This is a genomic window from Halopenitus malekzadehii, assembly GCF_900108505.1.
GTDB lineage: Archaea > Halobacteriota > Halobacteria > Halobacteriales > Haloferacaceae > Halopenitus > Halopenitus malekzadehii.
In genome coordinates this window covers 93,620-109,237 of sequence record NZ_FNWU01000002.1, presented here as the reverse complement: position 1 = coordinate 109,237, position 15,618 = coordinate 93,620, and the positions used below count along the sequence as shown (strand labels likewise).

At 63.5% G+C, this 15,618-nt stretch carries 12 protein-coding genes; 6 read left to right on the top strand and 6 right to left on the bottom strand.

Translation table 11 applies throughout. The features are described from left to right. Positions 1-186 precede the first annotated feature (186 nt). From BLW38_RS05910 to BLW38_RS05895, 3 genes are all read left to right on the top strand, one after another. On the top strand, positions 187-1,371 hold the full coding sequence (locus tag BLW38_RS05910) for a PAS domain-containing sensor histidine kinase (protein WP_177167446.1): 1,185 nt from the start codon (positions 187-189) through the stop codon (positions 1,369-1,371). Positions 1,372-1,600: 229 nt separating this feature from the next. Further along, the gene (gene nirK, locus BLW38_RS05905; protein ID WP_092815927.1) at positions 1,601-2,692 is read left to right on the top strand and encodes a copper-containing nitrite reductase; all 1,092 of its coding nucleotides are present in this window, start codon (positions 1,601-1,603) and stop codon (positions 2,690-2,692) included. Positions 2,693-3,001: 309 nt separating this feature from the next. Next, positions 3,002-4,051 (top strand): hypothetical protein, encoded by a 1,050-nt coding sequence (locus BLW38_RS05895; RefSeq protein WP_245710083.1) that lies wholly within the window; start codon positions 3,002-3,004, stop codon positions 4,049-4,051. A gap of 64 nt (positions 4,052-4,115) precedes the next feature. On the opposite strand, the gene BLW38_RS05890 is transcribed toward BLW38_RS05895, so the two are convergent. Then, positions 4,116-5,279, bottom strand: a complete 1,164-nt coding sequence (locus BLW38_RS05890) for a TIGR04053 family radical SAM/SPASM domain-containing protein (protein WP_092815917.1) — start codon at positions 5,277-5,279, stop codon at positions 4,116-4,118. 119 nt (positions 5,280-5,398) lie between these two features. On the opposite strand from BLW38_RS05890, the gene BLW38_RS16735 reads away from it, so the two are divergent. After that, complete coding sequence (locus BLW38_RS16735; protein ID WP_092815914.1) at positions 5,399-5,944, top strand: Htur_1727 family rSAM-partnered candidate RiPP; 546 nt, start codon at positions 5,399-5,401, stop codon at positions 5,942-5,944. Then, complete coding sequence (locus BLW38_RS05880; RefSeq protein WP_092815911.1) at positions 5,941-7,146, top strand: TIGR04347 family pseudo-SAM/SPASM protein; 1,206 nt, start codon at positions 5,941-5,943, stop codon at positions 7,144-7,146. Before BLW38_RS16735 ends, BLW38_RS05880 begins: the two co-directional genes overlap by 4 nt. A 433-nt stretch (positions 7,147-7,579) precedes the next feature. On the opposite strand, the gene BLW38_RS05875 is transcribed toward BLW38_RS05880, so the two are convergent. The 4 genes from BLW38_RS05875 to BLW38_RS05860 all read right to left on the bottom strand — a co-directional run bounded on the left by BLW38_RS05875 (position 7,580) and on the right by BLW38_RS05860 (position 13,719). Then, a complete protein-coding gene (locus BLW38_RS05875; protein ID WP_092815908.1) occupies positions 7,580-8,776 on the bottom strand; it encodes a Cdc6/Cdc18 family protein in 1,197 nt (398 codons plus the stop codon). Between the two features lie 414 nt (positions 8,777-9,190). Then, positions 9,191-11,023, bottom strand: a complete 1,833-nt coding sequence (locus tag BLW38_RS05870) for a potassium channel family protein (RefSeq protein ID WP_092815905.1) — start codon at positions 11,021-11,023, stop codon at positions 9,191-9,193. A 94-nt stretch (positions 11,024-11,117) separates the two neighbouring features. Beyond that, positions 11,118-13,316, bottom strand: a complete 2,199-nt coding sequence (locus BLW38_RS05865) for an amino acid transporter (protein WP_092815902.1) — start codon at positions 13,314-13,316, stop codon at positions 11,118-11,120. Between the two features lie 166 nt (positions 13,317-13,482). Then, entirely contained in the window at positions 13,483-13,719 is a 237-nt protein-coding gene (locus BLW38_RS05860) for a hypothetical protein (RefSeq protein WP_143040816.1), read from the bottom strand. 9 nt (positions 13,720-13,728) lie between these two features. On the opposite strand from BLW38_RS05860, the gene BLW38_RS05855 reads away from it, so the two are divergent. Next, positions 13,729-14,376: a hypothetical protein gene (locus tag BLW38_RS05855; RefSeq protein WP_143040815.1), complete on the top strand. Its 648-nt coding sequence runs from the start codon at positions 13,729-13,731 to the stop codon at positions 14,374-14,376. Between the two features lie 33 nt (positions 14,377-14,409). Here BLW38_RS05855 and BLW38_RS15730 read toward each other — a convergent pair whose 3' ends face one another. Further along, complete coding sequence (locus BLW38_RS15730) at positions 14,410-15,186, bottom strand: hypothetical protein (RefSeq protein ID WP_143040814.1); 777 nt, start codon at positions 15,184-15,186, stop codon at positions 14,410-14,412. Positions 15,187-15,618: the final 432 nt, after the last annotated feature.

Below are 15,618 nucleotides of genomic sequence, written 5' to 3'. Positions count from 1 at the left end.
TCGACGATTAAGCCCGATTAAATCGGGTTAACCGGGGGATGGAGCCGTGGTCGGCCTGCTGGGCGATTTCGGTGGTGATTCCGTACCGAACGATCGTGCCCCGCGCTCGGGGCGATGACGGATCGGCCGATCTCTCCGCTTCCCGCGATCGATATGCCTATCCAGTCATCGAGCGTATCAGCGGTGATGGATCCCACGAACGCGTACGAGACCGAGCGCGAACGGGAGCTCGCGCTCGCGGTCGAGCATATGGAGTTCGCCCTCGAGGCGACGGACTCGACGACGTGGGTGTGGGACGTCGACGATGACGTACTGACGTATTACCCGTCCGCGCGGACGATCTACGATCAACCGAACGAAAACCGGGACGACTTCCTCTCGATCGTTCACCCGGCGGACCGGGACGAGGTTGCCGCCGCGATCGAGACCGCCCTGACGGAAACGGGCACGTACGCCGCGGAGTTCCGACTGGCGGCGGACGAGGATCGCTGGATCGCCGACGAAGGAACGGTCGAATACGACTCCGACGGACGACCGGACCGGATGATCGGCGTCGCCTGGGACGTCTCGGAGCGCAAACGGCGGGAACGACAGGTCGCCGCGCAGGCCGACCGGCTCGAGGAGTTCGCCAGCATCGTCAGCCACGACCTTCGGAATCCGCTGTCGATCATCGGCGGATCCCTTGATCTGGCCGCTGAAACCGGCGATCCGGTCCACATCGACCGGTGTGAACGGGCGGTGACGCGGATGGAGGACCTCATCGACGACCTGTTGACGGTCGCCCGTGAGGGACGATCCGCCGTCGACGTGCAGTCGGTGAGTCTGGCCGAGGCCGCCGTGAACAGTTGGGGGATGATCGAGACCGGAGATGCGGAGTTACGCGTCGAGACCGCACGTCGGATCCGCGCCGACCCAGTGAAGCTCCGACAGCTCCTCGAGAACCTCTTCGCGAATGCCGTTGAGCACGGCTCAACGAACCCTCCCTCGCACGCTCGTGAGGACGTCGCCGAACACGGTTCGACGAACCCCCGCTCGCACGCTCGCGAGGATGCCGTTGAGCACGGCTCCACGAGCTCCCACCCGCAGGCTCACCGGGGTCCGATCGAGCACCAGGATGACGGCGTCACCGTCACCGTCGGTGATCTTTCCGACAACGAGGGCTTCTTCGTGGCCGACGACGGCCCCGGGATCCCGGCGTCGGAACGCGACGTCGTTACCGAGTGGGCGTACACGACCGACGACGACGGCATCGGCTTCGGACTCGCGATCGTCTCGGAGATCGTCGACGCCCACGGGTGGGCGCTCGGAATAACTGACGGCGCCGATGGGGGCGCCCGCTTCGAGATCGGTGACGTGACGATCGAGTCCTGACGACGACGTGACGATCGAGTCCTGACGACGACGTGACGATCGAGTTCTGACCGGCGACCTGGTGCGTCGGATCGTGTCGCGAGGCCACGTTGAGAGTCCGGGTACGTTGACCTCGAGGGGCGTTTATATAGTATGGTACCTACATGTTCGATCACCGTCGCCAAAATATTGGAACTCCAGTACTCTTTGAAGTATATACTCCACATATGCTCAAATGGAGGGAACCCCAATGTCCCAATCACACAGTATCCCACGGCGGACGTTCATGAAGGCGGCCGGTGCCGGTGCAGCGGTGTTGACCGCGGGCTGTCTCGGTGCCCCCCGTGCGGATGCGGGGGCCCAGGCCCAAACGACGACGGAGGCGGCGGACGGCGGCCTCGATCCGGCCAAGTCCGTCGATCTCGACCGGATCGCGGCGGATCCGACCGACGTTCCGGACCCGGTCGACTGGACCGAGCCGCGCCACCACGAGATCGAACTCGAGACGACGGAGCGTGTCGCGGAGATCGAGCCGGGCGTCACGTTCGACTATATGACGTTCAACGACCGCGTCCCGGGACCGATGGTCCGCGTGCGGCGCGGCGACACCGTGACGCTGCGGTTGACGAGCGACGAGGGGAACAGCCTCCCGCACAACATCGACTTCCACGCGGTCTACGGACCGGGCGGCGGCGCCGACGACACGACGATCGCGCCCGGTGAAAGCGCCGAGATCCAGTTCAAGGCGACCTACCCCGGCGTGTTCATCTACCACTGTGCGGTCCCGAATATGGACCACCACATCAGCGCCGGGATGTTCGGCGCGATCCTCGTCGAGCCCGAGGACGGCCTGCCGGAGGTCGACCGCGAGCTCTACTTCGGCCAGCACGAGCTTTACACGACCGGAGACACCGGCGAGAAGGGCCACCACGCGTTCGATATGGACGCAATGGCCGCCGAGGAGCCCACCTACGTCTGTCTGAACGGCGAAGCGTACGCCTTCACCGGCGACGGATACGGGCCGGTCACGGTCCAGAAGGGCGAGCGCGTCCGGATCTTCCACTCCGTGGGCGGTCCGAACCTGATGAGCTCCTGGCACGGGATCGGGAACGTCTGGGAGACGTTCTACCGCGACGGCGACCTGGTCTCGGACCCGGATCGGTACGTCGAGACGGCCCCGGTCGCACCGGGGACGGTCGCGGCGGCCGAGATCGACACGCCGGTCCCCGGCCCGATCAAGCTGGTCGACCACGCGCTCTCACGGGTCGCCCGCAAGGGGATGCTCGGGGTCATCCAGGTCGAGGGCGAGGAGGAGCCCGAGATCTTCAACCCGGACCCGTAAGCCGGGAGGCTGACACACGTGAGGTCGGCCGTCCCTGACCGTTCCGATTCCCGTCCGTCTTCGCTCGTTCCGGACCGTTCCGATTCCCGTCCGTCTTCGCTCGTTCCGGACCGTTCCGATTCCCGTCCGTCTTCGCTCGTTCCGGACCGTTCCGATTCCCGTCCGTCTTCGCTCGTTCCGGCTCGTCCCGAGTACCCGGATCCCTCGCTCCGAGCGATCGATTTCCCGGCGACCCACCGTCCACCCGATCGCTCAAACGTTCCTTTGTGCTTCTGCAACACGTATTAGCCCGGACGACGATCGTCCGTCGTGAACAGACGCACGTACATGGCCGCCGTGGCCGGACTCTCGACGCTCGTGGCAACGAGCGGGTGCCTCGATCGCGTTCCGGGCATCGGCGGCGGTGATGACGGTGGATTCGGGGCTGGAACGGGTTCGGGGACGGGCGACCGACGGCTCGAGCTGACGCTGTCAGACCGTGGATCGACGCTCCGCGAGAGCCACGTGCGCGACCTTTCGGAGACGCGTGACGACGTCGACGAGGCAGCGTTCGACGCTGCTCTCGCCGGAGAGGCGTATACGGTGACCGGGCGGCCGCCGTTTCACTCGACTCCCGAGGATCCCGTCTACGCCGAACGGGACGGCACGTACTATCGCCTCGATTCGATCGTCGTCGACGAATCGGTCTCGACGCACCCCGTACTCCGGCTGTTCGCAGTCGACGCCGACGCGGCGGGAGAGATCGGTTCGTCCGGCGAGGACAGCACGACGGAAGCTGTCGGCGATCCGGCCTCGGCGGAGCGCCTGCCCCCCGGCGACCAGCGTGCCGTGGAGATCGCCTGGATGGCCGCCCGTGCTCGCGGGAATCGCGGCGGCGTGCCGTGGGGACTGGTACGGCGAGGTGGCTACGTCTACCGGAGCGAGGACGCCATCGCGGCGAGCCGACTGCTGGCGGCCGACGGCCCCGACCGAGTCAGCTATCAAGACCGCGGGTATTCGGTCTCGGTCTCCCGCGAACGGTTTCATGAACCGGTATACCGGGCACGGGCGGAACCGGTCGCCGAGTCACCTGAGGGCATCGAGGCCGTCCTTCGCGGCGTCCACCTGGATGCGGTCGTCTCGCGGGAGGACCTCTCCAACGACGCGCGCAACGTGATCCTGGAGGCGAGACACGGCAGATACGGGGAGTCGCATCCGTACTCGTCGGCGTACGAGGCGGTGCTTCGCGCGCTTCACCGGCGAGCGTATCTCGATGGGAACGTCCGGAAGGACGCCGGCGTCGATCCCTCCAAACGACGACACCTCCGGTACGACGGCGAGTACTTCACGTACCGGCTCCGATTCGTCGACTCGGAGTGACCTCACGGCGGAATCCGAAGTGATCGACGGAACGCCTCAGTCGAAGCGGGCGATGGCGAACGCGTCAGTCGGACCGGGCGGAACCGGATGCGGACTCGGAGTCGGACGGATCGGATGGATCAGACGGATCGGACGGGGTCGCGATCGTCTCCGGCAGTGGCCCATCGTACCCCTCGGGGACGTACGGACAGAGGGGATCGCTTGCGAGGGGATCGCCGGTGGTCGCGTACGCACGTGATCGGCTCCCGCCACAGACGTGTCGGAACTCGCAGGCGCCACACTTGCCGCGGTAGGCGTCCGGATCCCGGAGGTTCTCGAAGAGGTCCGCGTTCCGGTAGACGTCGACGACCGACCGGTCACGGACGTTCCCGGCGGACTCGGGGAGGAAGCCCGAGGGGAACACCTCGCCGGTGTGACTCACGAACGCGAACCCGCGACCGGCCGTGATGCCGGTACGTCGGGAGGACGCCTCGGCGTTCGCTTCGTCGGCGTTCGCTTCGTCGGTGTCGACCGCCAGTTGGAGTCCGACGCGGCGGTAGAAGGGGGCCTCGGTGGTCTTGACGCCGAATGGTTCGCTCTCGGAGACCGTCTGGAGCCACTCCATCACGGCTTCGGCGCGGTCCGGGGCAATCGGATCGAGGACGCGGCCCCGACCGACCGGGACGAGGAAGAAGACGCTCCAGAGGACGGCGCCGAGGTCCCGGACGCGGTCGCGGATCGCGGGGAGTTCCTCGACCGTGTCGGCACAGACGGTGGTGTTTATTTGGAGGGGAAGCTCCTCGTCGGCGGTCGCCGCCGCCGCGGCGATCGTGTCGGCGAAACTCTCCTCGCCGCGGAAGGCGTCGTGGGTCACCGCGGTGGCGCCGTCGAGGCTGAGCGCCATCCGTCGAACCCCGGCGTCCGCGAGGTCGGCGACGCGGTCGGGCGACAGCGACCGGGTTCCGCTCGGCGTGATCGTCATTCGGAGCCCCAAATCGTCCCCGTGCTCCACCAACTCGAGGAGGTCCGGACGCGTCAGCGGATCGCCGCCCGAGAGCACGACGAGCTGGTTCTCGCCGAATTCGGCGGCGTCCTCGAGCAGGCGCTTTCCCTCCGCCGTGGTGAGCTCGTCGGGATGGCGGGCGGGTTGGGCGTTCGCCCGGCAGTGCCGACAGGCAAGTTCACACGCCTGCGTCACCTCCCAGATGAGCACGACCGGTCGCCGGTCGGTGTCGATGTGGTCGAACATCACTCGGCCCAGATAGCGCCCCGACCGGCTTGGACCCTCGACCGAACGCGTTCGTGTGGGGTTCCCACGCGCTGATAACGGTCGGACGGTGGTTTATCGATCCGACCCAAGCGTCCGGTATGTCCGACAACGCGGTCGAAACCGCGACGCGATCCACCGAGGGGAGCCCGCGCTCGACGGCCGACCCGCGGTGGGAGGTGTTCGTTCGTGAAGACGTCGACGGCCAGATGACACACGTCGGCACGATCGCCGCGCCGACCCCCGACGTCGCTCACGAGGAGGCCGGCAAACTGTTCGCGTGGTACGCACGCGACGTCTGGGTGACGCCCGCGGACGAAACCTATCGGTACTCGACGTCGACGCTCGGTGAGGCGTACGAGGACGACGTGGACGATGGAGCGGCAGGCGACGCTGGCGGTGACGAGGCGACCGACGGCGACGCTGGCGGTGACGAGGCGACCGACGGCGACGCTGGCGGTGACGAGGCGACCGACGGCGACGCTGGCGGTGACGAGGGTGATGGAGAGGAGGCGATCGAACCACGGGTGTACGAGGAGACGGAGGGCGTACCGCGGAACCAGTGGGAATCGACGGTATCGTCGTCAACGTCGGAGACGTCATCTGGATCGGATGCATCGTCGCTGTCGGGGGTCTCGTCGGAATGATCTCGATCAGCAAGCTGCTGTGTGGCCTCGACGCCGAAAGCGACGGGCTGCGGTACGACGCCGCGGCGGACTCGAGCGTCGAGCAGATCACCGAGCGCAAACAGCAACGGCCGGTCGTCGTCTGGAACACGACGAAGCGGTGTAACCTCTACTGTGACCACTGTTACGCCGCCGCGGACACCGAGGGTGTGCCCGGCGAGCTGTCGACGGCGGAGGGGAAGGCGCTGCTCGATCAGCTCGCCGACTTCGGCGTGCCGGTCGTGCTGTTCTCGGGCGGCGAGCCCCTGGTGCGTGAGGACCTGCCCGAGCTGGTGGCGCACGCCGTCGACGCCGGGATCCGACCGGTCCTGTCGACGAACGGAACGCTGTTGACCGAGGCGGCGGCGGCCGAGTTGAAGGATGCCGGTCTGCAGTACGCCGGCGTGTCCGTCGACGGGCTCCCCGAGCGGAACGACGCGTTCCGCGGGAAGGAGGGTGCCTTCGACGCCGCGATCCGGGGGATAGAGGCATGTCTCGAGGTCGGACTCAAGACGGGGCTCCGGTACACGATCACCGACCGGAACGCGGCGGACCTCGAGGGCGTGATCGACCTGCTGACCGACGTCGGGGTGGACCGGTTCTGCTTTTACCACCTCGATTACGGCGGTCGCGGCAAGGAGATCGTCGATGCCGACCTCTCGCCGGCGGAGAAACGGGACGCTGTCCGGCGGCTGTGTGACCTCACCCGCGAGTATCACGCCGCCGGCGAGGAGATCGAGACGCTGCTCGTGGGCAACTACGCCGACGCCGGCTACCTCGTCGAGTACGCACGGCGTGAACTCGGACCGGAGACGGCCGACCGGATCCGGACGGCCCTCGAGCGAAACGGCGGCGACCCTGCCGGCGAGCGGATCGCCGACGTCGATCCCGTCGGAAACGTCCACCTCACGCAGTTCTGGCAGGGGTACAGCCCGGGGAACGTCCGCGATCGACCCTTCGGCGCGATCTGGCGTGACGAGGTGAACCCGCTTTTGAACGCGCTTCGAAATCGGGAGGATCGCTTACGCGGTCGGTGTAGCGAGTGTCAGTATCAGGACGTGTGCCGTGGCGGGTCGCGGTTGCGGGCGATGACGGTTCACAAGGACCTGTTCGCGCCGGATCCACAGTGTTACCTCACCGACGAGGAGGTCGGGGCGTCGACGTCGTCGACGTCGGCGGATTGAGCGATCTCGGGGGGTCGATCGGCTCGGCGTTCGACTGTGACTATGAAGAGAGAGAGAGTACGTTTCGTGTGCTTTTGGCTGAGCGGGAGGGGTGGGGTGGGATGGGGTGGGGTGGGTGGGGGTGAAGTAGGGTGAGATAAGGACGGATGATGACGGAAGCGGTAGGGGACCACCGAAGTGGGTGAGAGAGTACGTTTCGTGTGCTTTCGATCGAGTTGGTGGGGTGGCAGAGATCCGGTCCTCACCCGGTATCTATCCAAACGCACTAAATATCTCCTCCACCAAAACATTTATATTAATTTAAATGTACTTATTCACATTATAATATAAATGATGTGAAACAACTTATTATTTATATTTTATATATATACAAATAAATTATATGTTATATAGATACGATTATTTGTGTGAGCAGTTATCGTCGTTTGATGGCTCAATCGGCCGCGTCGATTATTTCCTCACGTGTTTCGAGAACGATGTCGGGATCGAGATCGAGTTCGTATTCGTAGTATTGGCCGCCCTTCAATCCATAGTTCCGTTCGTGGCGGAGGAGGAACCCGAGCATATGGAGATCCGACAGGTGGTCCTGGATGCTCTTCAACGTGGTCAGCGGAGAGGCGCCATACGCCTCGGCGACCCGTTCGTACCCGTCCTGGATGGTCTTTGACCGTGCGGGAACGTCGCCGCGCTTGTCGAGTTTCGCGATCGTCTCGAGGATGTACTGGGCGTGTTCGGTCTGATCGCGTATCTTGTTCCGGAGGCGTCCGCGCTGAACGAGCGTCCGTGCCTCCTCGATGTGGTCGTCGGAGACGACGTTGTCGCCGTCACGCTCGGCGACTTCGGCACCGACCCGAAGCAGGTCGATCGCCTGGCGAGCGTTCCCCATGTCCTGCGCCGACAGTGCGGCGGCCTTGGCGATCGCGGAGTCGTCACACGCGCCGTCGATGAAGGCGCGATCGGCGCGATCGTGGAGGATCCGTCGTAACTCGCCGGCGTCGTACGGGCTGAAGGAGATCTCCGTCTCCATCAGCGTGTCCTTGACCTTCGCCGACAGCGACTGGCGGAACGTGTAGTTGTTGCTGATGCCGATGATACCGACGAGCGAGTCGGTGAGATGGCCGTTCGATCGTGCCCGCGGCAGCTCGTACAACAACGTGTTCACGTCGTCGAGGTGGTCGATCTCGTCGAAGACGATGAGGTGGGTGCCGCCGAGTCTATCCAGCTGGGCATAGAGTTCGTCGAAGGCGTCGCCGGTTCCCAGCCCGCGTTTCGGGAACTCGCTCGCGTCGTCCGGAAGCAGGTCGTTGACCAGCCGACGGACGACCATAAACAGCGTCTTGCCGTTGCAGTTGACCTGATGCACGTGGAGGTCGTTCGCCTCCTCGCGAACGGCGACTTCGGACTGCAACTCGTCCATCATGTACTTCGTCACCGCCGTCTTCCCGAGTCCGGCCTTTCCATACAGAAAGACGTTCTCCGGTTCGCGACCGAACAACACGTCCTGCAGCGCGTGACTGAACGAGTCGATCTCCTCGTCACGTTCGAGGATCTCCTCCGGCTGATAGCTCTCGTTGAGCACCGACTTGTCGGCGAAGATCGTCTCCGTGAGATCGCTGAACGGCCCGCCCATCGGTCAGACCCGTACTCTCCCCGTCTCCGGTTCCGCATCTCGATCGTCGCGGCGGTGCTGGTGCATAGTCGACCGCACCACTCTTACGTACTTAAAACCTGCCTTCGTTTGTTTCGTCTGCTTGGTGACAGTCGCCGACAGATCGCCGTGACACCGGTTCTTTCCGGGTGAGACCGCGTGACAACCCCCGATCGCTCCTCACCGCCACCAACACGTATCTCCGAAAAGCACACGAAACGTACTCTCTCACTCCCGCGAACGTGGCGTTCTTCTCACCACGACTCTCGCGGATCCCTTCTCGATCCTCACTTCTCGAACACCCCATTTCAACCCACCCCCACCCCCTCAGCCAAAAGCACACGAAATGTACTCTCTCTCTACACCCCCACCACCGATTCACTCCCCAATCCCGACTCACTTTCCGAACTCGCGCTCGAACCGCTTCACGTCGTCGTCGGTCCCGACGATGACCAACTCGTCATCGTCTCCAACCTCGAACGTGTGGGGATCGAACCCGTGTATCGTCGATCCACCACGCTCGACGGCGACGATCGTACAGCCGGTTTGTCCCCGGACGTCCGCGCCCGCGATCGTCGATCCCGCGAGCGAGCCGGCGGGGAGCCGCACCACGTTGATCCGCTTGTCGTAGGCGAGAACCTCCTCGTTCTCGAACACCGTGGAGACCAACATCCGACCGCTGATGGTCGTCAAGGACTGGACGTAATCGGCACCCGCCCGATACAGCTTCTCCACGTTCGCGTCGTCGTTGGCTCGGGCCACGATGTCGAGATCGGGATTCAGCTCTCGAGCGATCAGCGTCGTGAAAATCGTCGTCGTATCGTTGCCGATCGTGAGGACCAACACCGACGCCTCCGTGATCCCGGCCGCATCGAGGACCGCCGGGTCCCGTGCGTCCCCAACGACGTCCACCACGTCGGCCGCCTCATCCACCCCCGATCCCGGTGCGTCGGCTTCCCCGGTCGGTCCATCATTCCCCCAGGGTGACGACACGTCCGGTCGTGAATCGAGCATGTCCATCTCGGGATCCAACCCACCAACGGACTCGTCCCCCTCATCCCGGGAGGACGGTCCTCCACCGTCTCCCGTGCTCGCGATCCGGCCGCTTCTTCCGGCCGCGACGACATCGAGAACCGTCACGCGGGACCGCGTTCGCGCGAGTGCCTCGTAGGCCGCCCGCCCCGAATCGCCGTACCCGGCGAGGACGATTCGCTGGGAGGGGAAGGTTCGAACCGTCGCCTCGGTCGCCTCGCGAAACGTCTCGATCCGTTCCGGATCGCCGACGACGAGCACCCGCGTTCCCGCATCGAGCCGAGCGCTCGGGTCGACCGGCGTCTGAAAGTCCCCGTTGGTCCACACCCCGATCACGTTCACGCCGAACCGCTCGCGAACGTGTATCTCATCGAACCGTCGCCCAGAGACGGTGCTGTCCTCGGCGATGGCCATCTCCACGAGTTGGAAATCCTCACCAAGCGTCACGCCGTCGTCGACGTCGGTCGCGACCGCGGTCGGAATCTCGCCGATCAGGCTTCGGCCCAGAAGCTGTCGCGGTGAGAGCACCTCGTCCGCGCCGGCAGCGCGGTGATACCGAGCCAGATCGGTATCGGTCACGAGCGTTATCGCGCGGACGTCCGGGTTCGCGTCGCGGGCCGCGAGCACGATGCTGGCGTTCGCGTCGTCAGTCGAATCCGCGACGACCGTCCGTGCGGTCCCGACCCGCACGTTCTCGAGCGCCGCCGTCGATTCCGGATCGCCGTGAACCACTCGGTAGCCCTCGTCGTGAAGTTCGCGTGCCGTCTCCGCGTCGGGTTCGACGAGTGCGTACGCGCGCTCGCGAGCCTTGAGTTCAGTGATGAACGCCTCCGTTCGCGGCGTATACGCACAGATCACCACGTGGCCGGGCCCGACGTCGATCGACTCGGGCGGACTCGGCGTCACAGCCTCCCGCAGCCACGGCACCGCGAAGACGTCGACGCCCGTCAGGATCAGCCCGATTCCGGCCAGCTGCATCGTGATAACGACCGCGTTCATCTGCGGCGACTGCCAGCCCGCGTCCTCCCCGTATCCGGTCGTCGTGAAGCTCTGCACGACCACTTCGAGCGATCGATACAGGGGCTGGGGACGCCCCTCCCAGACCGCCATCCCGGTGTTGTACACGAGGGTAAACAGGACGGTCGTCGCCACCACCAACCCGAGATAAAACGCCGTTCGTCGCGTACGCAACACCATACTCCACCCGTTCGACGGGAAGGTATGAAGGTCCACGGATCACTCTCGGTTCCGACAGACGCGCCGCCGACGGACACGCCGTCGAGAATTGCGGCTAGAACAGCCGCCGCTCGATCGCTCGGCGGATCCAACCCGGTTGGCTCGCCCCGTAGACGACCAGCGTCCCGTGTTCCGTTCCGGCCGTGACCGGATCCTGCCCGTGGCCGAGGAGCCGGTCAGTGAGATCGCGCTGGATCCCGCTGACGACCAGGACGTCGGAGTCGGTCGCCGCCCGTTCGACCGCCTCGTCGACGCCCGATTCGACGATATGGGTTTCGACCGGTGCCGCACAGAGCGCGACGAGTTCGGAGAGGTAGTCGTCGGTGGTATTTCGCCGACTCACGGGATGTTCGTCGCCGATGGGGAGGTAGAACGCGACGGTCGCGCCGACCGCCGTAGCAAGCGCGTCCGCGATCGCGACCTTCGCGGGATCGAACGGGCCCCCGTCGGTGACGACCCCGACGTGTGTGATCGAGCCGTGATCGAGGTTCGAGACCTCGACGACGTCACAGGGTGCGTGGTCCTCGATCCACTGCGCATCGCTTCCCAACAGCGTTTCCACGCCGGCCGAGCGTTCGATGAGCAGCGTATCGGCACCGATGTGATCGGCGTAGTTGACGATGGCGTGCCGCGTGTCGTGGCTGACAACCTCGCCGTACCGGATCGGGATCCTCGAATCGGTTGCCCGGTCGGCCATTCTGGCCTCGAACGCCTGGTCGGCCTCCGTGAGCGTCGAGGCCGACTGCGGAAGCGGCGTCTGATCGGGGACCGTATCGAACCGGGCGACGCGGACGCCGCCCTCTCGGGTTCGTGCCACGTCCACCGCCAGATCGATCAGGGATCGTTCGACCGCCGGCGGCGTCCGCTCAGTCACGGCCACGAGAACCTCGTCGCCGTCGGTCTCGACCTCCGAGGCCGTCTTCTCGACGACGTCCCGGCCGACGCTCCGACGAAGGGCGTCCGTCATCGCGCCCTCGCGGGCGACGCCCCCGCGGCGGACGACGAAGAGGTAGTACCACGCCACGGATCCGACGGTGATGACGATGGCTCCGACCAGCGGAACGAATCCGATGTACCGCAGGAGCACGATTCCCCCCACGATGCCGACGAGCTGGGGAACGGGATACAGCGGCGACTCGAAGCTGGGATCGTACGCCTCGATCGACCCCTGTCGGAAGGCGATCAGCGCGACGTTGATCAGGACGAACACCAGGATCTTAAACGCGCTGGCGAGCTTGGCGATGTCGTCGATGGGCACGAACGCGATGAGAACGAGCAACACCCCGCCGGTGATCGTGATCGCGTTGATCGGCGTCTCGAACCGGTCGCTGACGTCCGCAAACAGGTCCGGAGCAAGTCCGTCGCGACTCATCGCGAACGGGTATCGAGACGAGGAGAGAATACCCGCGTTGGCGGTACTGATCAACGCGAGCAGCGCCGCGACGACGACGGCCGCAACGCCGATCGCCGGCAGCGCGTTGCTTGCTGCCACCTGCATCGGCGTCTCCGTGTTCGTGAGCGCGGCCGCATCCGCCACGCCGACCATCACGGTCACGATGGCGACGTAGATGCCCGCAGTGATGACCAGCGATCCGAGAATCCCCAACGGGAGGTTCCGATCCGGGTTCTCCACCTCCTCGGCGACGCTGGCGATCTTGGTGACGCCGGCGTACGAGACGAACACGAACCCGGTCGCGCTGATGATTCCCTCGAACCCGCTTCCGAAGAATCCCTCGAAGCGTGCACCATCAACGCTTGGCGCGCCGACGACGATGAACCAGACCATCACGGCCAGCATCACCGCGACGATGGCGACCTGCATCCGACCGGTCTGTTTCGCGCCGACGACGTTCAAGACGATCAGCAGGGCCGCCACCGCCAGCGCGACGGGGGTCACCGGCAGGTCGAACAACAACACCAGATACGGCGCGCCGCCGACGAGCGCGAGCGCCCCTTTGAACGTCAGCGAGAACCACGTTCCGACGCCGGCGATCGTCCCGAACAGGGGACCCATCGCCCGTTCGATGTAGAGGTAGGTCCCGCCGGCTTCGGGCATCGCCGTCGCCATCTCGGACTTGCTCAGCGCCGCCGGCAACACCAACACGCCGGCGAGAGCATATGCGAACACGACCGCTGGTCCGGCCATCTCCATCGCCAATCCCGGCAGAATGAAGATGCCGCTCCCGACCATCGCGCCGATACTGATGGCCGTCACCGCCGGGAGACCGAGGTCACGTTCCAGTTGTTTCCCCATTACCGTGTCTCGACGCCTGCACGGCACTTCCGGGCACCCGATCCCGCAACATCGAACTCCGAGACGAACAACGAATCAGCGACGATTGGGCGGTCGTTCACGTGTGTCCGCGAAAAAGAGATACACTCCAATAAAGGCGTGGTCGGATACAATTTTCACGGTGTTTTTAGTCTGATAGTTCTACGAACATAGACGATAGAATCGGAAGTAACCCATCGAAGTCTTTCAGGTCGCTCGTCACGACGATCAATTCGTGGTCTCGGGCGTACGGAAGGACATCTGCTTCGTTATTCACCGCGTCCTTCGACAAGGGCGTACACCTGACGGACGCCGATTCGGCGGCCACGGGTGTGGGCTCGCGCATCAGTTCGTGTTCGATCCGCCGGGTTTCTCCCTCGGACATACCGACACGTTGCTGCTACTCCCGCAACAACAGACTGCTGACCGGGTTCATCGATGGCTTCCGTGGAGTGGGATCACTGGCGTAATCGGCACAATTGGTGTACTCGGAATCCCGTGGATACGGACTGCCGTTCTGGGAACGCGACCGTACGCCACGAGCGTCTTTGACGTGAGGTCACTCGCTGGATGGGTCCTGTTGCTCGTGAGTCTAGTCGGCGTCTACACGACGTTCAAAGAGCAGTTCAGCCGGTTCGGTCGCGCCGCCGTCGGGATGACTGCGGTGGGGATGCTTCTCATCACTGGATTACTGATTCGACGTGGTGTGCTGTTCGTTGCGAGTGGGTTCCGATCGGTTCCCGCATCTGGAGCGGATCCCGCAGAGCTCGTCCTTTCGATGGCCACCGTCTCTGGATTGGTGTTCACTGTCGTCGGAGCAGGCTGCATCGGTTTTGCACTTCGCCGGATTGAGAACTGTCCCGCTGCGACGGCGTGGCTGCTCCTTCTTGCACCAATTCTCCCACTGGGTGTGATCGTGAGCAACCTCGTTTTTGACCTTCCAATCGCACTCGGACGGATCGTCGTCAGTACAAACACACTCTTCGTCCCATTTGGTCTGGGCTGGGTAGCACTCGGTGTGACGGTGTATTTAGAATATTAGCGGATTGATTAGTACTGTGTCGGGAATGATCATTCAACCACAAACTTCATTCTCAAAGTATTCCGATTCGGAAAATCCGTTTTCGGAAAGGTGTGAAGCTGTCTTATCACTCATATAGAATTGTGTTCCGTGTTCTCCTGGAGTCCTGGTCAGCCACCCTTCCGATGTATGATATGACCCGTCCTCGAATCTGCCAACGACGTTGTGTAGTAGCTCATGTGTGATTATCGTTGTCCGGACGGTATATTCGGTATTGTACCGTTGAGTCGCGTGTCCGTCCACAATTGAGACGTATCCTGGGGAAGCGCCCCGGCCACTAATCACTGGGTCACCAGTGGCGTCTACCAATACCACAGCATAAACAGAACATTGTGCAGTCTCTGGAACCCGCTGTTTGTAGATTTGCTCTTCTTGATCTCGCAACGACTCGTTACTGAGCTTAGCCGTGATTGTCTGTGAGAGTTGTACCTGAGTAATATGTAGGTCAATTCCCTCTGCATCGTTTTGGTTCGACACTGGCATATCCGCCCAAATTTCTCGGAGATCAGCCTTCTCTTGATCTGTCAAAGGTTCGATCCCATTACCGACGTACACCCGGATATAGAGGTCTTTGTGGTCTTGGTCAGCCTCCGGCAGGGGATACCCGTCAACATTCCCCGTAGATTCGACTTCATCCGTCAATCCGTCCCCATCAGTATCAGTTGGTCCACCAAGATCGACTTCATCCGTCGACCCGTCCCCATCAGTATCAGTTGGTCCACCAAGATCGGTGTCAAAATTGAAGGTACCCATTGTGGGGGCGCTTACCATCAAAACAAGTCCAAGAACAAGGAGAAGGAGGCGTTTCCCACCGAGACTACGTCGGAATTGTACTACCGGAACGCTGTGGTAGAACCATCTGAGAATAGGAAAGCCAGCTGTCCATCCACACCGTTTACAGCGAAGTATCCAATTACCAGACTGCCGTCGGATATACTGCCCACAGTTTGGACAACTCCGGGATTGGCTCTTGTGGCCCCCCCGCGAGAGCCAATACCGTGTCCTGAAGAAGGTTGCAATCATCACTCTGAGAGCGATATAGACTGCAACCCCACTACCGATCCCGACGAAGAGATTTCCCTGTTGAGTAGAGACGAGATAGCCGACAACAACTGCAAACAGGGAACTCAATAACGTCTGTCGCCAATACACATAACTATAGAATCTGGGGAGTGTAATAATAGTTTCAATTCAGAGAGTCTA

What these genes read in the sequence shown, in the direction of transcription:
- BLW38_RS05890 (WP_092815917.1), bottom strand. Translation starts at nt 5,279, where the DNA reads ATGTTCGACCACATCGACACCGACCGGCGACCGGTCGTGCTCATCTGG.
- BLW38_RS16735 (WP_092815914.1), top strand. Translation starts at nt 5,399, where the DNA reads ATGTCCGACAACGCGGTCGAAACCGCGACGCGATCCACCGAGGGGAGC.
- BLW38_RS05860 (WP_143040816.1), bottom strand. Translation starts at nt 13,719, where the DNA reads ATGTCCGAGGGAGAAACCCGGCGGATCGAACACGAACTGATGCGCGAG.
- BLW38_RS05875 (WP_092815908.1), bottom strand. Translation starts at nt 8,776, where the DNA reads ATGGGCGGGCCGTTCAGCGATCTCACGGAGACGATCTTCGCCGACAAG.
- nirK (WP_092815927.1), top strand. Translation starts at nt 1,601, where the DNA reads ATGTCCCAATCACACAGTATCCCACGGCGGACGTTCATGAAGGCGGCC.
- BLW38_RS05910 (WP_177167446.1), top strand. Translation starts at nt 187, where the DNA reads ATGGATCCCACGAACGCGTACGAGACCGAGCGCGAACGGGAGCTCGCG.
- BLW38_RS05865 (WP_092815902.1), bottom strand. Translation starts at nt 13,316, where the DNA reads ATGGGGAAACAACTGGAACGTGACCTCGGTCTCCCGGCGGTGACGGCC.
- BLW38_RS05870 (WP_092815905.1), bottom strand. Translation starts at nt 11,023, where the DNA reads ATGGTGTTGCGTACGCGACGAACGGCGTTTTATCTCGGGTTGGTGGTG.
- BLW38_RS05880 (WP_092815911.1), top strand. Translation starts at nt 5,941, where the DNA reads ATGATCTCGATCAGCAAGCTGCTGTGTGGCCTCGACGCCGAAAGCGAC.
- BLW38_RS15730 (WP_143040814.1), bottom strand. Translation starts at nt 15,186, where the DNA reads ATGGTAAGCGCCCCCACAATGGGTACCTTCAATTTTGACACCGATCTT.